Origin of the sequence: Pantoea sp. WMus005, assembly GCF_013415305.1 — a bacterium.
GTDB classification, from domain to species: domain Bacteria; phylum Pseudomonadota; class Gammaproteobacteria; order Enterobacterales; family Enterobacteriaceae; genus Pantoea; species Pantoea rara.
Genome location: NZ_JACBXU010000001.1, coordinates 1,449,660 through 1,467,503 on the forward strand (window position 1 = coordinate 1,449,660; position 17,844 = coordinate 1,467,503).

Annotated in this window: 15 protein-coding genes; 1 reads left to right on the forward strand and 14 read right to left on the reverse strand. The window is 56.4% G+C overall.

Translation table 11 applies throughout. From position 1 onward, the window contains the following. Positions 1-26: 26 nt before the first annotated feature. The 13 genes from HZZ01_RS06530 to HZZ01_RS06590 all read right to left on the reverse strand — a co-directional run bounded on the left by HZZ01_RS06530 (position 27) and on the right by HZZ01_RS06590 (position 16,269). Positions 27-425 carry a lysozyme inhibitor LprI family protein gene (locus HZZ01_RS06530; RefSeq protein ID WP_179895994.1) on the reverse strand — a complete coding sequence of 133 codons (399 nt, stop codon included), beginning with the start codon at positions 423-425 and terminating at the stop codon, positions 27-29. Positions 426-436: 11 nt separating this feature from the next. Further along, complete coding sequence (locus HZZ01_RS06535; RefSeq protein WP_179895995.1) at positions 437-1,318, reverse strand: peptidoglycan-binding protein; 882 nt, start codon at positions 1,316-1,318, stop codon at positions 437-439. Between the two features lie 124 nt (positions 1,319-1,442). Continuing rightward, complete coding sequence (locus tag HZZ01_RS06540; RefSeq protein ID WP_179895996.1) at positions 1,443-1,925, reverse strand: type VI secretion system tube protein Hcp; 483 nt, start codon at positions 1,923-1,925, stop codon at positions 1,443-1,445. Positions 1,926-2,475: 550 nt separating this feature from the next. Continuing rightward, positions 2,476-3,975, reverse strand: a complete 1,500-nt coding sequence (gene tssC / locus HZZ01_RS06545; protein ID WP_003853307.1) for a type VI secretion system contractile sheath large subunit — start codon at positions 3,973-3,975, stop codon at positions 2,476-2,478. Further along, complete coding sequence (tssB, locus tag HZZ01_RS06550) at positions 3,972-4,505, reverse strand: type VI secretion system contractile sheath small subunit (RefSeq protein WP_008925979.1); 534 nt, start codon at positions 4,503-4,505, stop codon at positions 3,972-3,974. The genes tssC and tssB overlap by 4 nt, the downstream gene beginning before the upstream one ends. 79 nt (positions 4,506-4,584) lie before the next feature. Then, positions 4,585-5,601, reverse strand: a complete 1,017-nt coding sequence (tssA, locus tag HZZ01_RS06555; RefSeq protein WP_179897096.1) for a type VI secretion system protein TssA — start codon at positions 5,599-5,601, stop codon at positions 4,585-4,587. Positions 5,602-5,617: 16 nt separating this feature from the next. Continuing rightward, a complete protein-coding gene (gene tagF, locus HZZ01_RS06560) occupies positions 5,618-6,334 on the reverse strand; it encodes a type VI secretion system-associated protein TagF (RefSeq protein WP_090962038.1) in 717 nt (238 codons plus the stop codon). Between the two features lie 14 nt (positions 6,335-6,348). Continuing rightward, complete coding sequence (tssM, locus tag HZZ01_RS06565; RefSeq protein WP_179895997.1) at positions 6,349-9,978, reverse strand: type VI secretion system membrane subunit TssM; 3,630 nt, start codon at positions 9,976-9,978, stop codon at positions 6,349-6,351. Between the two features lie 3 nt (positions 9,979-9,981). Then, positions 9,982-11,220 (reverse strand): DotU family type VI secretion system protein, encoded by a 1,239-nt coding sequence (locus HZZ01_RS06570; protein WP_370463420.1) that lies wholly within the window; start codon positions 11,218-11,220, stop codon positions 9,982-9,984. Positions 11,221-11,237: 17 nt separating this feature from the next. Further along, on the reverse strand, positions 11,238-12,578 hold the full coding sequence (gene tssK, locus HZZ01_RS06575; protein WP_179897105.1) for a type VI secretion system baseplate subunit TssK: 1,341 nt from the start codon (positions 12,576-12,578) through the stop codon (positions 11,238-11,240). Positions 12,579-12,583: 5 nt separating this feature from the next. Next, a complete protein-coding gene (gene tssJ, locus HZZ01_RS06580; RefSeq protein ID WP_179895998.1) occupies positions 12,584-13,081 on the reverse strand; it encodes a type VI secretion system lipoprotein TssJ in 498 nt (165 codons plus the stop codon). 23 nt (positions 13,082-13,104) lie between these two features. Further along, positions 13,105-13,701, reverse strand: a complete 597-nt coding sequence (locus HZZ01_RS06585) for an SH3 domain-containing protein (RefSeq protein ID WP_179895999.1) — start codon at positions 13,699-13,701, stop codon at positions 13,105-13,107. Positions 13,702-14,748: 1,047 nt separating this feature from the next. Further along, positions 14,749-16,269 (reverse strand): aldehyde dehydrogenase family protein, encoded by a 1,521-nt coding sequence (locus tag HZZ01_RS06590; RefSeq protein WP_179896000.1) that lies wholly within the window; start codon positions 16,267-16,269, stop codon positions 14,749-14,751. Between the two features lie 233 nt (positions 16,270-16,502). Between HZZ01_RS06590 and HZZ01_RS06595 the strand changes: the two genes are divergently transcribed. Then, the gene (locus tag HZZ01_RS06595; RefSeq protein ID WP_179896001.1) at positions 16,503-17,066 is read left to right on the forward strand and encodes a class I SAM-dependent methyltransferase; all 564 of its coding nucleotides are present in this window, start codon (positions 16,503-16,505) and stop codon (positions 17,064-17,066) included. Here the strand turns inward: HZZ01_RS06595 and HZZ01_RS06600 are convergent. Then, a complete protein-coding gene (locus HZZ01_RS06600; protein WP_179896002.1) occupies positions 17,054-17,779 on the reverse strand; it encodes a glutamine amidotransferase in 726 nt (241 codons plus the stop codon). The two genes, HZZ01_RS06595 and HZZ01_RS06600, sit on opposite strands and share 13 nt — an antisense overlap. Between the last annotated feature and the right edge of the window lie 65 nt (positions 17,780-17,844).

Genomic DNA, 17,844 nt, shown 5'->3' on the forward strand with positions numbered 1-17,844 from the left:
TTTAGAACCTGAGCACGACGACGTAATTAATAGGGCAATTGCTTCAGAATATCAGTACGTTCCTTGTCAATACGGGTCACGCAGAGGTTAGTTGCGACCGCATTCGCATTGCTGCCTTCTTCAGCGGCAAAGGCTTCCAGCTTGCACTGACCATCACGATATTTCAACCAGTTACGCTGGGTATCTACCAGCGTTGCGACATAGTCATCAGCCAGTTTTTTCTGCGTGCCGTACATCTGTACAATTCGCTTTTTAGCCGCCTGATACTCTTTGTTCAACTCATCTTCTGCCATCTTCTTCTGCTGAACAGTACACTGATACAGCGCACCATCTGAAGGCTGTTTTGCACAAGTATCTTCAGCGAATGCTGAAGCGCTAATGCCAAAAGAGAAAACCGCTAAAGCCAATCCATGTACTAACTTCATACTCACTCCTGTTAACGATTTTTACGAAGATAATTTGCACGGCGCCTGCCAGTCTCACCTTCTCTGATAGCCGGCGTATTTTCAATATAATGAATCAGTGTATCAAAGTCATTGGTCATGCCCGCCATCATGGGACGTGGGCCTTTCGTCCAGCCCTGATAAACAAAGTCCACCATGATGTCTCTGATAGCAGGATGGAGGTTTTCCCATGCCACTTTACCCGACTGATTATTAGTATAATTGTCGTAGTTCTTCCGTGCACGTTCGACGTAGCCCGGATAAATCGCTTCAAATAAATTGATTTGCTGCTGATGGCTGATTGTACCGATTGCGGTCTGGTTGTTACGGACAAACTGACGAGCCTGATCGCCTTTAAGACCCGCACCTTTGGCGATCATGGTGGCCTGACTTACCGGAACGCCAGCGGCCTGCAGTTGTGCAGAGATACTTGCCTCAGAACGCGATCCCAGATCGTAACCGCGACCCAACGTGACACCTGATTCCATTTTTTCTGGCCAGTGAATATGACGGCTAAAATAGCGGCTGGTCGGAGAGTCATCCCCTTCAGCATCAAAGGTCACCTGTCCGGCACTCACCACCAGCGGCCCGGTTGACGGGTTATTAACTGGAGGCGCTGCTGGCCTTGGTGGCGCATTACCTGACACGTTTCCGCGCATCAGGCTGCTCCACGTCTTGCCATGGATATCGACAACACCATCCGGGCGAGACATAAAACGGGATTGGAACTGCTTAATCGCCTCAATGGTTTTCGGTCCCATGCGGCCATCGGCACGAAGTTGTGGATATCCATTGCGCTGTAACAACTGCTGTACTGTCTTCACGTCACCGTATTGATTACGTCCACCGACACCAACCGAGCCAGAAATACTCATTTACTATCTCCGTACAATATTGTTGATTCAGAGAGTCCTTGTAAACCGGCTGGAGAAGGCGCATGAAGACGCTGACTTCTCTGGCCAGGAAAGATACGCCTCCTGGCCGGAGGCGTATCGCTTCTTACGCTTCTTTGTTGCCTTTAATATCCCAGCCAGCGCTGGTTTCTGCGCCTTTACCACCGGAAGAGCTCTGCTCCCAGTACTGCTGTTTTACTTTAGAGGCCTGGAAGGCATAGGTTACGCCCAGGGTATCGTCGTGCTCGGAACCCACAAACTGAACGTTAGTTACCAGCACATCCTCCAGCGTGATGCGGGTGTATTCGATTTGTGTTCCACCCGCTTTGCAAACGGACACTTCGACTTTCGAAACGTGCTTACCGCTGGCGCAGTTCTTGAGCAGCGCGGTGACAGCCTTATCGATTTTAGCGTTGATGTGCAGGTCGTTGAAATTAACTTTACCTGCACCACCACCACCACCCACGCTCATATTGCCTGGCTGGCTGGCACCCCAGGAAAAGGAATCAATATCGATCCAACCCGTGTGGTTTGAATCTTTAGATTCACCCGTAATGCCATCTACCTTCAGATACATATCAATAGCCATTATCTTTCACTCTTTATTGGTTGAGATTATTGCTTTCAAAAAAAGCAAGGATATGGCAAAAAGAAAAGCATGGGGCTGAATAAAACAGTCCATATTTTACCTTTGCCTTGCTTCTGAAATATCGTCATAAACGACATTTCAGATACCGAATTACCCGGCATTAAGCCGGGCAATTTATACATTCAGTTTTCATATCGAAAAGCAGGTTACTGCCAAGACATCCAGGAGAAAATGAAGCAAACACTCAATAGATGTCTCTTAGCTTTTTCGCCGCCCAGTAAAAACCTAACGATGCAGTCACTGACATAATAATCAGGACGCCGTTAGTTATTTTCTGCATCATCGTGACATTCCAGTCACAGAAGAAAAGGTAATAACCTGCACAGCTAAATAAAATCAGGGAAGAAATAAAAATCAGCAGGTAATGGAATAAATACAGGACTAACTTTTTAACCATGCCGTCATGCTCCCTGACATTTATCTCAGCAACCTTTCTGTCAGGCATCAGGCGCAAAACCCTCTCGCGCCTGAAAACCTTGCGACTCAGCCCTTACGCATTGTCATTCTTCAGTGAGGGCAGCTTAGAAACCAGACGCAGCGAAACGGTCAGACCTTCCAGCTGGTAGTGCGGACGCAGGAAGAATTTCGCAGCGTAATAGCCTGGGTTATCTTCCTGCTCTTCCACATTCACCTCGGCAGCGGCCAGCGGCTTGCGGGACTTGGTCTCCTGCGAGGAGTTAGCCGGATCGCCATCGACGTAGTTCATCACCCAGTCGTTCAGCCAGCGTTCCATCTCATCGCGCTCACGGAAAGAGCCGATCTTGTCACGCACGATGCACTTCAGGTAATGCGCGAAGCGGCAGCAGGCGAACAGGTAAGGCAGACGCGCGGCCAGACGCGCATTGGCGGTGGCATCCGCGTCGTGATACTCCATCGGCTTCTGCAGTGACTGCGCACCAATAAAGGCGGCGAAGTCAGAGTTTTTGCGATGCACCAGCGGCATGAAGCCGTTTTTCGCCAGTTCGGCTTCGCGACGATCGCTGATGGCGATTTCGGTCGGACACTTCATGTCCACGCCGCCGTCGTCACTCGGGAAGGTGTGGCACGGCAGATTTTCCACTGCTCCGCCCGACTCCACGCCGCGGATCGCCGTGCACCAGCCATACTCTTTAAAGGAGCGGTTGATGTTGGCGGCCATCGCGTAGGCGGCATTGCTCCACGTGTAGTTGCCGTGATCGGAACCGTCGGTCTGCTCTTCAAAATCGAAGCTGTCGACCGGATTGGTGCGGATGCCATAAGGCAGACGCGCCAGGAAACGCGGCATCACCAGACCCAGATAGCGCGCATCTTCCGATTCACGCAGGCTGCGCCAGGCTGCATATTCGGTGTTCTGGAAAATCTTGGTCAAATCGCGTGGATTCGCCAGCTCCTGCCAGGACTCCATCTGCATCACTTCCGGCGCGGTGCCGGTAATAAACGGACAGTGCGCAGCCGAACCGATACGCGCCATCTCACCCAGCAGCTCAACATCCTGCGGGCTGTGATCAAAGTAGTAGTCGCCCACCAGGCAGCCAAACGGCTCGCCGCCGAACTGACCATACTCCTGCTCATAAATCTTTTTGAACAGCGGGCTTTGATCCCAGCCGGCACCCTTGTAACGCTTCAGAGTACGGCCCAGCTCCTGCTTGGAGATGCTCATAAAGCGGATTTTCAGCATCTCGTCAGTTTCAGTGTTGTTCACCAGATAGCTCAGACCGCGCCAGGCGCTTTCCAGCGACTGAAACTCCGGATGGTGAATAATCTGGTTCACCTGCTGTGACAGCTTTTCGTCGATCTCAGCAATCAGCGCCTGAATGGTGCGATAGGCATCGCTGGAGACGGTGACGGTGTTCTCCAGCGCCTGCTGCGCCAGGGTTTTCACTGCGCTTTCTACCGCCGCGCGTGCCTGATCGCTTTTTGGCCGGAACTCTTTATTCAGCAACGCGCTGAACTCATCCTGACTGAAACTGGCTGCGCCCTGCGACTGCGGTTGTTGTGAAGTCTGCGTCATGCCTGTGGCTCCTTACCTTCAGTGGCCTCATCCTGCTTTGGCAGATGGGTCAGGGCCTGCAGCAGTGTCGGATCCTGCAGCACCTTACCAATCAGCTCTTCCGCACCGTTTTTGCCGTCCATGTAGGTCAGCAGGTTCGCCAGCTGGGTACGCGCTTCCAGCAGCTTGCTCAGCGGCTCAACGTTACGGGCCACCGCATCCGGCGAGAAGTCATCCATGCTGTCAAAAGTGAGATCGATGTTTAACTTGCCTTCGCCATTCAGGGTGTTATCCACCTGGAACGCGGCGCGCGGCTTCAGCGCTTTCATGCGCTCATCGAAGTTGTCGATGTCGATCTCAAGGAATTTGCGTTCGTCGATGCCCGGCTGAGGCTCCAGCGGTTTACCCACCAGATCGGCCAGCACGCCCATCACAAACGGCAGCTGGATTTTGCGTTCCGCGCCATAAATTTCCACGTCATATTCAATCTGAACGCGAGGCGCGCGATTGCGGGCAATGAACTTCTGCCCACTGGATTTGCTTGTTGCCATGGTTTTCTCCATCAATGATGCGCGGATAATGTGTCACAGCAGGCGCGCAGGTCCCGCTGTGTGAGTGGGTCACGCCTGCTTAGTCGCGACGTCCGAAAATAGTTTCCAGCTGATGAACGCCATCGGGTGCCAGTTCGCGGATGATCTCCAGGAAGTCGCGCTCGATTAAGCGCTGCACCCGGTCAATCATCAGCGGGGCCGGATGACTCGGCTCATGCTGGGTGAAGTAGAGCTTCACTTTTTCCAGCATCAGCTGCGCGTCGGCGCGGGAAGTAAGCTGCACCGTGCGCCAGTCCGCCGCCGCGAGCGGCGTCGCTGCGGTCGCCGCCGGTGCAGCGGCTTCTGCGGGCTGTTCCGCCACTGCGGTGGGAATCAGCTGGCTGATGTCGGTGGCCTGGCAGCGTTCGGCGATCAGCGCAATCTGCCTGCGCAGCAGTGCCAGTTCCGGCACCGCAGCGTCGCCCAGCCGTTCGGCCACAGTTTCGCAGATGGTCTGCAGCCGCTCATGAATCTGCAGCACGGCCTCAATGCCGGGCTGGTCGCCGCGCGCCAGTTCGTCGATCAGACGCGGCAGGCCGCCTGGGTAATCTGCTACTTCGGTTTTGCTGCCGTCGCACAGGGCGGCGGCATCGCGCAGCGAGATACCGTCAGAGGGATAGCGCAGCAGCCAGCACTGACGCACCGCGCCGCTGAGATCAGTCTTGTCACCCAGCAACGCCAGAGCATTGATACGGTAGAAGGGATCCTGCTCGCCATACTCTTCCAGGCGGGGCCACAGCGGCTCCCAGTAGAGCAGCAGCGCCTGTTCAATCAGCTTCAGTCCCTGGGCATAGCCCGGCAGCCCTTTCAGCTCCGTCCAGGCATGCGTCAGCGCCAGCATCACGCGTAAATCTTTGCTGCGGACCAGCAAAGCTATCGCCAGCTTTTCGACTTTGTTCCAGTCGGCGGGTTCGGCAGGAATAATGGTGTCGCCGAACTGCTGTTCCGCTTTACCGGCGCTGGCCTGCTCCATTGCCTGAAAATCAGCGTCGTACTCCAGGTTATCGCCGCCGGGATTTTCCTCACTGACCGGAGCCAGCAAAGCCTCAGTGTTCATCGTCATGCGTGTCGCCTCAGGATTCAAACATCGGGGGATAAAGTCCGTTTCGTCCCGGCTTTGCCCCACCGGCCGGATCAAACAGCAATGAAAAGAGCTGCGCGGTGAAGTTACCGCTGTGGACCTGGGTATAAAGCGGGAAACCGTCGCTTTGATTAGTCCACCAGAAACTGGTGTAGAACTGCGGGTCAAAGTTCTCGCCCGGTAACGCCCAGTTCAGCGTCGAGGGCGTGTCGCCATGCCCGATGACGTTGAGAATATCCGACGCGTCACCCGCTTCCTGTGGCGGTTGCGGCTGCGGAATGCTGATCAGCGCCTGATCCAGCTGCTCCGGTGACCCACCGCCCTGCACTACCCGCAGCAGCGTATTACCCACCTGCTGATACCACTCGCCGGAGCGGGCCAGCAGCGCGGGCGACCACTCGGCGGGGGTAAAGTGGCGCAGCGCGCAGAGCGGATAGTTACGTCCTACGCTGTCACGTGCGGCGATCAGGCAGCCCATCTGGATCAGCTGACTGCCCAGCATCGGCGGTACCACAAAATTCCAGACCGGCGCGTTGAGGAACGGGCGCGACGGGGCGTTTTCACTCTCCTGGCTGCTCTGCCAGTGATGCAGGCCCACCTGAAACCAGCTGGACCATTGGCGATAGAGCACGTCAGGAAAGCGGCGCTTCACAAAGTCACCTGCGCTGGGCAATTTGCCGTACCAGCAGGGTGCAGCGTAATGAGTCATTGTCGGGTCCTGTTTCAGGGGCAGCTAAAGCCGGGAAGCTGGAACGGGTTACGAATGCTGCCTGGGGTAAACGACAGCGTGACCTGATGACCTTCCACGCTGAACGTAGCTTCGCGGGTCAGGCCGCCTGCAGCGGTAACCCGGGCGCGGTCAAAGAAGCGATTGAGCGCCCAGGGGCCGCTGGTGACCAGCGTCGACGTAGTGCCGTTGGTCAGGCCCAGCTGCATCCGCACCTGGCTGGTGCCGCCAGGGCCAGGCCAGCTGACCATCTGCACTGCCTGCGGCCCGTGGCTGTAACGTAATTGCTGTCCATCCACATCCAGCGTCAGATTAAGAATGTCGTTGTCCATTTTTACGGTGCGCAGCGTGACGCGGAAGCCTGGCGTGGTTGCGCCGTTGGCAAAGAACGCATCGCGAATCGACTGTGCCTGCTGGAAAGGACGAAGCAGCGCTTCGCCGCCCGGCAGCGTTTTACCGTCAATACCCGGCGTAAAGCGCCATGCCGTGTTGGTGGTATCGACTTTGCTGGCCAGGTTGTCGCGGAAGAAGCTGTCCATCATGCCGCTGCCGGGCGCAAACATCCGGGCCAGATCGTCTGGGGTGACTTCACTGCGCGCGGAGCGAACCAGCGGATAACGACCGGCGATCGCCTGACGACAGAAGCTGCCCACTTCCATCGTGATGCGTTTACGGACGTTATCCATATCGCGTCGCTGTGCATCGCTGCTGGCCCCGACCGCCATGCTGGAAACCATATTCTGCAGCGAACCGGGCAGACGTCCGGCGCTGGCCTGAAGGCGACTGATCGCATCGCTGGCCGGTGGCGGCATCCCGCTGTTGGCGGCATCCTGCACCGCCGTGAGGTAGCGATAGAGATCGTCAATCTGGTGCAGGAAATCATCCACCGCCAGCACCTTGCTGCCCTGCTGCAACGGCTGCGCCAGCTCAAGCACGGGCGCAAAATGCACGGCAACCGCCTGTTCCGGAGACACCTGCGCTGCCGCCTGTCCACGCGCCGCCGCCGCGTCGGGCGAGGTAAACAGCGCTTCAAGGGTGCGGGTGGCGCTGTTATCCGACGGTTTTGCCGCCTGCGCGGTTTTCTCGTCGGGTTGTGCCCGGTTCAGTGTCAGCAGGTTACTGAGATTAATCACCAGCTGGCGCAGCGGCGAGTGGTTGCCCGACAGCAGACGCGCGGTGTTGATACGTTGGGAAAGATCAGCGCTGCTGTTAAGCTGGATATCGCTCAGAAACTGCTCCCACTGGCGGATATAGTCCTGCACATAGAGCTGGCGCACCGCGAGATCGGTCTGCTCACTTTTCTGTTGCGGCGCAGCACCGCCAAGTACCCAGAGGTCATCCTGATAGAGTGCCTGCGTCACCGGGGCAATCTGCTTATCCACATGCTGCCAGTAGCCATCCGGGGTATAGAGACCGGACACACCGTCATTCACCGATTTACCGCTTTTGCGGGAAAACACCAGCTCGCTCTGAGGGCCGCCCAGCGCCGCCAGCGTCACCGGCTGCAGGCTGTCGCTGCGTGAAAGCAGGCGCTTCAGCCGCCCATAGACCCGCTGTGACAGCGGCATCTGATTAATCAGCGCCTGCTCGCGCTTTACCAGCGCGTCATCCTTCGCATACGGCGAGGAGTGAATCTGCGTCTCCAGCAACTGTTGCAGATGCCACGCCAGCTGTTTCACCTGTTGCTGTGTAACGTTCTGCGGCAGCTCACGCGAGAGATTCAGCATCAGCCAGGCCTGCAGGAATTTGCCATCGTAGTGCTTCGGCTGATAGAGCATCTGATACGCCTTAAGCGCTTCATAGCTGTAGTCAGCGTCGCTGCCCGTGTCATTGCGCAGCCAGCGGGTGATGTTCTGCGCCACCTGCGGCAACAGCAGCTGTTTCAGTGCTTTGTCATAGAGTGCACGGGTCGCATCGCTGACCTCAGTACCACGATATAGCCCCATACGGCGCGTCAGCGGTGGAGAGTCCAGCGAGAAGTCGGCGCTTTCCGGCAGATGCAGCAGGGTGTTGAGATACGGCACCAGCGCAAAGAGATCGCCATTGACCTGCTGCTGAAGCTGATCGCCGAGTTGCTCAACCTGCGGCCCTTTAGCGGCCATCTCCTGAAGATAGGCTTTGTTCTTGCTGTAGCTGGTAAGCCACAGTCCGCCTGCCACCAGTAACAGCACCAGCAGCGCCAGATACCCCGACCAAAATCCGGCGCGATTGCGCAGCTCCCACCAGCGATTGCTGCCTGCCAGACCCGACTCCTGGAAAATCACATTTTCCAGCACCCCTTTCAGGAAGAAGCTCTGGCCTTTGTTCTGCGGAATCGGTGACTCTTTATTGACCTGATCCCAGCCTCCCGACTCGCCCGCCTGCTGACCCGGCAGATTCAGTGCGCGGTTCAGCTCGCCCATCACCCGGTCAAACGGCAGCCCTTCCTGGGTGCCACTGGCAAAGTAGATGCCGCGTGGTGCGAACTGGGTTTCAAAATCGGAGCGGGCAAACAGCGTATCGAGCGCGTCTGCCAGTAACGGACGTAACGCCGCAAACTCCTGCGGGAAGAGATAACTTTCGGCCCGAGCCTGGGCGTCACTCTCCGTCAGCAGACGATCGGCCAGTCCGGCATCGAGTCGCTGTTGCAGCAGTGAATACTCCTGCTGGAACTGGCTGTTCAGCTCGAAATCGGCGGCGGATGCCTTCGCCCATGGAAAGGTGAATCCCCAGATTTGTTCGCGCTGAGCTTTGTCCAGCGAGGCGAAGTAGCTGCGGAAGCCTTTGAGCAGGTCAGCTTTGGTGACCAGCACATAGACCGGGAAACGGATGCCGAGACGATCGTGCAGCTCCATCAGACGCTGACGCAGCGCCAGCGCCTGGTTGCGCAGTGCCTCGGGCGACTGGCTCAGCAGATCGGAGACGCTCAGGGTGACGATGACACCGTTAATCGGCTGACGTCCGCGATATTTACGCAGCAGGTCGAGGAAATGATGCCATTCGCTGGCATCGCGATCCTGCTGACTCTCCTGAGTGCTGTAGCGCCCGGCGGTATCGAGCAGCACCGCGTCATTGGTGAACCACCAGTCGCAATTGCGGGTGCCGCCAATACCGCGCAGCGCCGACTTGCCGAACTTGTCCGCCAGCGGAAACTGCAGGCCGGAGTTGACCAGTGCCGTGGTTTTACCGGCACCGGGTGCGCCGATGATCATGTACCACGGCAGCTGATAGAGATACTGGCGGCCAAAGCGCTGCGCCCAGAACGGCGTGCCCTTGCTGCTGTGGCGCTGGAAATGCGCCTTTTTCAGCATCTCCGTGGCTTCCGAGAAACGCCCTGCCAGCACCTGCTCCTCGCTGGTCAGACGCTGACGATCGGCTTCCGGCGCATCGCTTTTGCCGGTTTCCAGGCTCGACATCAGCTTGCGGTTGAGCCAGAAATTGTAGATACGCGGAATCGCCTGACCCAGGCCCCAGACCAGATAGAGCAGCGCGATACTGATCATCCGGTTCTGCTCTGGCTCAAGCGGACGCGAATCAACGATAGAGAAGACCGGGCCAATCACCCAGATAATAAATGAGAGCGCGGTGATGCCGACAAAGCCCCACGCCAGGCGACTGGTCAGCACCGCAAACAGAATATTCAGCATGGATCAGTTCCCTCTCGCCAGGCCGTTGAGTTCAGCATGCGTCGCATCCGGCGCCACCAGCAGTGTGATTTCAACGCGACGGTTACGTGCGCGATTTTCTGCGCTGTTGTTCGGCACCAGCGGATTACTTTCGCCGCGCCCTTCCGCTTTCACCCGTGACGGCTGAGCCAGTTGCTGTTGCAGCAGGGACTGCACCGACCGCGCGCGCGCCAGTGAGAGTTCAAAGTTGGAGGCGAAGCGTGCGCTGCGGATCGGTACGTTATCGCTGTAACCAATCACCTGAATCTGGCCGCTGACGTTGTTCATGGCGGCGGCGATGCGCTGGATCACGTCAACATAACGTCCGCGCACCTCGGTAGCCGCCGAGGCAAACAGTCCATCCCCTTTCAGTGTCACCACGCTGCGATCCGCTTCGTCACGCACGGCCACCAGCCCGGCATCGATTTCCGGTTTCAGGAAGGCGCGCAGGTTGAGCGTAGCGGGCGGTGGCGGCGCAGGATTACCGATCTTCACTTCCGGTAGTGCCGTCTGATAGATGCGGGCCAGCACCGGCGAGGTGTAATCGCCCAGACGCCAGTTGAGCACGATATAGAACAGGCAGGCTGCCAGCCCGGCGACTGCGGCGCAGGCCCACAGCGGGATCATCGGTCGCCACAGCTTGCGCAATACCGGCTGATCGGTGGGATGCGGTGACAGCGCCGCCGCGTAACTGCCGCGCACGCTTCTGATCATCTGCAGCAGACGCTGTTTGATGGTCTCCAGCTGCGAGCGGCCATTGTCCAGCACCCGATAGCGGCCTTCGAACCCCAGCAGCAGACAGAAGTAGATCAGCTCCAGCATCAGAATGTGACGCCTTGGGTTCTGCGACAGCTTGGCCAGTAGCTGGAAAAACTTCTCGCCACCCCAGGTTTCGTTGTGAAAAGTCACCAGCAAGCCGTTGCTGGTCCAGACGCCGCGACTGCCCCACGGCGTCAGCGCCGCCGCCTCATCCAGCGCGGTACAAAGGCAGTAACGCGCGCCGATGATCACTTCGTAGCCGAGACCGGACTGCTGGCAGCTCAGCTCGAAGCGGCGAATCTGGTCGATCAGTTGCTGGCGCAGTTGCGCCGGGTCTTCGTGCGACACCGAATGGCGGATCTGTGGAATCGCGTTAATCAGGGGGTTAGCCGCCGCGACCAGCACATTCTGGTGGCTGGCATCGGGCGCAAGATCGCTGTGTGATTTTTGTTGTTCCTGCATCATGCTGCGTGCTCAGTTTATTATTCTGACTGACTGCGGATGGCCCAGAACTCCATGTTCAGGCCAGGAAACTCACCGGCAAGATGCAGCGCAAAAGCGCCCGAGCGCTCCATCTCTTTCCATAGCTCGCTGTTCTTATCCAGTTCGAAATAGCTGTATCCGGCATGCCACGGTATCTGCGGCGGCGCGCCGGGCATCGCCCGAAGTGCCAGACCCGGCAGCTGCAGCTGCACCAGATCGCGGATTTTGCTGACCGGCGCGACTTTCATCTGCGCAGGGAAATGGGTTTTGAGCGTGTCAGCCGGCACACTGGCTTTTACCGCCAGCACAAAGCCAAACTCATGCACCATGCTGCTCTCCGGCACGGTGGCAACATTCAGGCCGTGGGAACGCTGAATCAGCGGTAGCTGAATCGCGCTCTCTTCCATCACCTGCGACAGTCCCTGGCGCAGTAGCAGCGACAGGCGGCTGAAGCAGCTGTGCAGATCGTCATGATCGTAGAGCGGCAGTAAATCCGGTGCGCGGGCGGGTGTCCAGGTGCTGAGCTCCGCCGCCAGTTGCAGCCAGTGGCTGTAGAGCGTTTCAGGATGGAGCAGAGGCAAATGTTGCAGATGGCTGTGCAGGCCAAGCTGACGATTGAGCAGTGCCAGCAGCATAAAATCGACCATATCGGCGCTGTTGAAACGACCGGTGCCAGGCGCGCGCTGACTCAGCTGCTGGCTGCGTTGCTGGATCAGCCCGTGCAGATCGTTAAACATGTTCTGCAGCGGACGGCTGCTGTTCAGGGTCAGCATCGGCGGGATATAGTCGCTGTCGAGCCGGATGTGGTTGTCGCTGCGTTTTTCAATCACCTGCGCCACGCCCATTGCGGTCCATTCAGCGGTCAGATCCTGTTCCAGCATCAGCCGCAGGCGCAGCTTTCCGAACTGCACCGTGGCGCTGCCTACTGCCTGGGCGTTGTCATCTTCCACGTCCGCTTCCCAGGCGAGATAGCGCGCCAGAGAATCCTGCGACTCTTTGAAGGCGACCGCTTCGCGGCCATTGCGCCGGGCCGGTATCGCCAGCACCACTTTGCTCCGGTCAACAGAAGCCGGCAGATCCAGCGGCGCCGGGCCATGCTGCGGCTGGCTGAAGGAGAAAAACGTGCCGTCTGGCAGACAGCCGCTGGCCGCGCTTAGCGCCAGTTTTCCCTGACGCAGCAGCGCTTCATCGAACTCCAGATCGTAAAAGCCCCATGTGTAGGCGCGCTGTGACTGGCCCCACTCACGCAGGGTGCTGAGAAGATAATTTTCTGACTGCTGGAAATGGTGAGGACGCAGAAACATCCCCTCGGTCCAGACTACCTTTTCGGCTCTGTTCATAGACATCACTGTTTTTCCACGCGAAGGCCATTAATCCCTGCCACGATGCGGGCATTCAGCTCGCTATCGTTACGTTTCCAGAACGCCCAGAATGACGGCGAATCGCCTTCGGGAACCGGCAGTGACAGTCGCCAGACCTTGCCATCCAGCGACTGATATTCCGCCATGATGCCGATAAAGCGTGCCTCCGGCAGACTCCGGATGCGCAGTGTTTTGCTGCGCTGTCCTGGCGTCAGGAAGAACTGTTGGGTGTTGAGCTGGGCGCTGCCCAGCACGGTTCCGGACTGGTTTTGCAGGGAGTAAAAGTCCGCCGACATGAACTCCGCATCGGAGCTCAGTAACACCACACGGACCTTCAGCGGCGCACCGCCATTGAGCTGATTCTGTCCCTGCACGTCCAGGTTGTAGTAAGCCACCGGCGGCGTACTGTTGCTGCTGCAAGCGGCAAGCAGCCACACCAGCAGCACGATCACCCCACGACGCAGTTGTGTTGTTCTCATCATCAAGCCCTCCCTGCTCTGTGCGATTAGTTAATGATCCAGGTTCCGTTACTGCTGTTCTGACAGGCGGTGCTGTCACCGTTGACCGCGACGCAGGTTTTCTTCTTGCTGCTGCGCACGCGACGTTTTGGCTGATCGGCTTTAACGGTCTGGTCGTAAAGTTCGCTTTTCACCACGGCGCGGAACGGCACATAGCCCGTCAGTTGGACGGTTGCCTGCGGCGCGGCAGGCTGAGCAGCATCTTTCACGGCAGCGGTGGCGTTGTCCGGTTTACCTTCTGCTGCGGCCTGCGCGGGTTCACCCAACGCCAGCCAGTTGTTCTCTACCTGACCAATCACGGTGTAACTTTCGCCGGTTTTCAGGGTATCCACCACTTTGCCGCCGTAACCTGGCTGGCTCATGACCGAACCGGGATAGAGCGCGCGGTAAGTTTCGTTGACCGGGCTGAACTGCGCGGGCGGTTTAACGGCATAACGGTGGCTGATCGCCACGCCGTCAACCGTGCTGGTGACCAGCGTGTCATCGGTCATTTTTGGCGGTGTTTTACAACCGGCGACTGAGAAAACAAACATCAGGCCTAACGCAATACGGAGCTTCACCATTTTTTTCATGTTGTGTTCCATTCATATCCTGGAGAGTGGCCAGAGGCCGGTTGTCAGTGTTGAAAATCGGGAGCAGGTCTTCAAAAAATTTGAGTTAGTGCCATGCTAAAAAACAATTCTTAAACGAACCGCGCTAAACCGTCGCGTGCTGGCATGGCAAACGATCAAAAAAGGTTAAGTATAAAAATTTATAAATGGAGACGACTGCGGGAGACGGGAGGAATCTGACCTGGTAATAAACGATCAAAAACCTGATCAATATTTTCCCGGCAAATTTAAGAAGGCAGGCAAAACCCAAGCTTTACTTATGCCATCCCTGGTCGAAAAACAGACTTATTGACTCAGATTTAAAATAACAGTGTTATTCGCTAACGAAATAAAATGGCTTAACACATCTGCCAGACACCTTATTAAAGCGATCCAATTCAATAAGTTACATCAATATAAGATTTCATAGCTACCGCACGAGTCAGGTATTCCCTGCCCGCCGGTCTGAAATTACAATCCTTGTGTAAATATAATCTGCGAGTTTACATAAGATTGACAAAATTTCAAAGACCCACTTTCACAAGATTTTACTTTAGAAATACTTAACTAATTAAGTTAATCCAAATATGTCACCCTTTTAGGTACTCTGTTAGGACAAATCCCAACAACTTGCAAAAATATGAAGTATTTTTACACATTGATTAATTTTACAACACCCCTTCATTAAAAATACTCATGTTAAAAGTGGTTCTGATTTTTTGCACTCAGGATGTGTAAGCGTCAGGCCGCTGGCAGTGATGCATTACCCGCTCACAAAACCAGGAAATAAAAATATACTTATCAATTAGTTAACTCTTTAATGTATGGGATTTCAGTGAGTGAACGTGGAAGAGAATAGAATGGAGGTAAGCGAAGCGATTATCGGTGAATTGCCCGTTCAGACAGGACTGATTAATTGTTCTTTAGAAAGCGTGATTACTAATAAGTGTTTTTGTGTCAGAAGGTTACAACAGAGGATCACAAAAAAACCACGCCTGAGCGTGGTTTGAGCTGGCGCGGCGGGTAAGCGGCTTGTCAGGATTAGAAAAAGCCCAGGGGCTCAATGCTGTAGCTGACCAGCAGATTCTTGATCTGCTGATAGTGATCCAGCATCATTTTGTGGGTCTCACGGCCGATGCCCGATTTTTTATAGCCGCCAAATGCGGCATGCGCCGGATAGAGGTGATAGCAGTTCGTCCAGACGCGTCCCGCTTTAATCGCCCTGCCCACGCGATAGGCACGGTTGATATCGCGGGTCCAGACGCCTGCACCCAGGCCATAGATAGAATCGTTAGCGATGCTGACCGCTTCCGCCTCATCTTTAAAGGTTGTAATGCCAATGACCGGGCCAAAGATCTCTTCCTGGAACACCCGCATGCTGTTGTTGCCTTTCAGCAGGGTTGGCTGGATGTAGTAACCGCTACTGAGTGAGTCATCCAGCTTCTCGACGCCACCGCCCACCAGCACTTCAGCACCCTCTTTTCGTGCAACCTCAAGATAAGAGAGAATTTTATCGAATTGCTGTTGCGACGCCTGAGCGCCGACCATGGTCTCGGTATCCAGCGGATCGCCCCGTTTAATGGTTTTTACCCGCTTCATGACAGCCGCCATGAACGGCTCGTAGATTGACTCCTGCACCAGTGCACGCGACGGACAGGTACAGATTTCGCCCTGATTCAGGAAGCCCAGCACCACGCCTTCCGCCGCTTTCTCAATAAAGCTCTCTTCCGCCTGCATGATGTCTTCAAAGAAGATGTTCGGTGATTTGCCGCCCAGCTCAACTGTCGACGGGATCAGGCTTTTCGCTGCCAGCTCCAGAATATGACCTCCGGTGGCAGTAGAGCCGGTAAAGGCGACTTTGGCGATGCCGGGATGAGAGGCCAGCGCTTCACCGGCCTCTTTACCGAACCCATGCACCACATTCAGCACGCCCGGCGGGAGCAGATCTTTTATCAGATCGACAAAGAGGGTGATCGACAGCGGCGTCTGTTCAGCCGGTTTCAGCACGACGCAGTTACCCGCGCCCAGCGCCGGTGCCAGTTTCCAGGACGCCATTAACAGCGGGAAATTCCAGGGGATTATCTGTGCCACCACACCCAGCGGCTCGTGGAAATGGTAGGCGGCCGTGAACTCATCAATCTCTGCTGCACTGCCCTCCTGCGCGCGGACACAACCGGCAAAGTAGCGGAAGTGATCGACGGCCAGCGGCAGATCGGCCGCCAGGGTTTCACGCACGGGTTTGCCGTTATCCCAGGTTTCATAAACCGCCATGGTCTCCAGATGCTCTTCCAGCCGATCGGCAATTTTCAATAGCAGCAGAGAGCGCTGCTGGGGTGAGGTCTTGCCCCAGGCATCAGCTGCCGCTGCCGCAGCGGCCACCGCGTTGTCAACATCGGCAGCGTCTGAGCGTGGAAACTCACCGGCGGCAGAACCATTCACCGGTGAGGTATTGGTGAAGTAGTTGCCGTTCACCGGCGCGACGAATTCACCATTAATGAAGTTGCCATAATTTTTTTGTAGCGTAATCAGAGAACCCTGTTCTCCGGGGGCGGCGTAACGCATGGTCATTCTCCTGACAGGTGACTAATGCAACAATGATGAAACTTATTATTAACATGAAGGATCATTGAGAGCCTGTCAGGTCTGTTAACCAGAAACTGTGACCGCCCCGAAGGAATAGGCGTTTCCGCTGCGCTTATAGAAAATTCCGACTTTTACCTAAAAGACTGGTCAGGGAGAAACTTGTGCGGCACAAAGGGTGTCAACGTGAGGATGAATTCATTCTGGAGATGAGCATGCTGGCTTCAGCTATTACCCTGATGCGCGCTAAAGCCAATTTCGTGCATCAGTTTATCCGCAACCCTCGCAAGATGGGCAGCATTACACCCTCGTCAGAGGCACTGTGCCGCGCCATGATTGCGTCGGTGGAATGGCCTGAAACGTTACGAATTGCCGAACTCGGCGCAGGTGATGGGGTGCTGACACGGCAGATACTGGCGCAGATGGCACCCGACGCAACGCTGGATGCCTTTGAGATCAGCAGCACGCTGGCAGACAAGCTCAACGCGCTGGACGATCCACGCATGACCGTGCGCACCTGCTCTGCGGAGTACCTGAGTGGGAAGTATGACGTCATCTTCTCTGGCCTGCCGTTGCTGTCATTACCCCCTGAATTGCGAGAGGCAATCCTGCGTGCGGTCTATAACGCCCTCGGCCCGAATGGCGTGTTTGTGCAGTTTCAGTACACCTCGCTGACCCAGCCTGATCTGTCGCGCTACTTCACCTGGGAACGCCAGCGGGTGCTGAAAAACGTGCCACCCGCCTGGGTCTATCGCTGCACACGTCACTACGCGCCCTGAGCACGCCCGACTAACGGGCGCGTCTGTTGCCAGAACGTCGCCAGCAACTCACGCGCCCAGTCTTTCCCTTCTATCTCGTTGGCCCCTTCCTCTGTGCAGCCCTGCGGCGTACAGACGGTCATGATGTGCCGTGTAAATTCAGGATGAAACTGCACGGAGAGTGCCTGCGGCGTATAGCGTACAATCTGACAGCCATCGCGTGCAGAAGCAGCCAGTACCTGTGCCTGCGGCGGCGCACTGATCACCGACTGGCGATGTGACAGCCAGACGCTAAAATCCTGTGGCAATTTCTGCAGCAGGGGATCGCGCTGCGCCTGGTCTGAACAGCGTATCGGTAACAGACCACGCTCCCAGCCATTGGGGTTATCGGCCACTTCCCCGCCCAGCGCATAGGCCATCAGCTGATGACCATAGCAGACACCCAGCAGCGGCAGATCAGTATCAATCGCTGCCCGAATCCATGCGGCGCTGCGTTCGCTCCACTCAGCGTGATCGGTGGCCATCGCCCAGGAACCGCTGAGGATCGCTCCTGAAATCTGATCGAAATCGGGTAATGCCTCGCCCAGATGGGGCCGGACAATCAGATACTCATCAGGTTGCAGGTTTAACGCGTCAATGAACCAGCGCGGCTGTTCACCAATCTCTGAGACGACGTTTGCGGGTGGGACTTCAAGCTGAATCAACGCAAGGGGTAAAGCGGACGTCTGGGTCATACCGAATCGGTTCCTTTAAGAAGTCGTTTCAAATCAGTCTGCCAGCATCGTGCGCGAAAGTCTCA

Excerpts from the sequence above, each read along its gene's own strand:
- HZZ01_RS06530 (WP_179895994.1), bottom strand. The coding sequence starts at position 425 with ATGAAGTTAGTACATGGATTGGCTTTAGCGGTTTTCTCTTTTGGCATT.
- HZZ01_RS06535 (WP_179895995.1), bottom strand. The coding sequence starts at position 1,318 with ATGAGTATTTCTGGCTCGGTTGGTGTCGGTGGACGTAATCAATACGGT.
- HZZ01_RS06540 (WP_179895996.1), bottom strand. The coding sequence starts at position 1,925 with ATGGCTATTGATATGTATCTGAAGGTAGATGGCATTACGGGTGAATCT.
- tssC (WP_003853307.1), bottom strand. The coding sequence starts at position 3,975 with ATGACGCAGACTTCACAACAACCGCAGTCGCAGGGCGCAGCCAGTTTC.
- tssB (WP_008925979.1), bottom strand. The coding sequence starts at position 4,505 with ATGGCAACAAGCAAATCCAGTGGGCAGAAGTTCATTGCCCGCAATCGC.
- tssA (WP_179897096.1), bottom strand. The coding sequence starts at position 5,601 with ATGAACACTGAGGCTTTGCTGGCTCCGGTCAGTGAGGAAAATCCCGGC.
- tagF (WP_090962038.1), bottom strand. The coding sequence starts at position 6,334 with ATGACTCATTACGCTGCACCCTGCTGGTACGGCAAATTGCCCAGCGCA.
- tssM (WP_179895997.1), bottom strand. The coding sequence starts at position 9,978 with ATGCTGAATATTCTGTTTGCGGTGCTGACCAGTCGCCTGGCGTGGGGC.
- HZZ01_RS06570 (WP_370463420.1), bottom strand. The coding sequence starts at position 11,220 with ATGATGCAGGAACAACAAAAATCACACAGCGATCTTGCGCCCGATGCC.
- tssK (WP_179897105.1), bottom strand. The coding sequence starts at position 12,578 with ATGAACAGAGCCGAAAAGGTAGTCTGGACCGAGGGGATGTTTCTGCGT.
- tssJ (WP_179895998.1), bottom strand. The coding sequence starts at position 13,081 with ATGATGAGAACAACACAACTGCGTCGTGGGGTGATCGTGCTGCTGGTG.
- HZZ01_RS06585 (WP_179895999.1), bottom strand. The coding sequence starts at position 13,701 with ATGGAACACAACATGAAAAAAATGGTGAAGCTCCGTATTGCGTTAGGC.
- HZZ01_RS06590 (WP_179896000.1), bottom strand. The coding sequence starts at position 16,269 with ATGCGTTACGCCGCCCCCGGAGAACAGGGTTCTCTGATTACGCTACAA.
- HZZ01_RS06595 (WP_179896001.1), top strand. The coding sequence starts at position 16,503 with ATGCTGGCTTCAGCTATTACCCTGATGCGCGCTAAAGCCAATTTCGTG.
- HZZ01_RS06600 (WP_179896002.1), bottom strand. The coding sequence starts at position 17,779 with ATGACCCAGACGTCCGCTTTACCCCTTGCGTTGATTCAGCTTGAAGTC.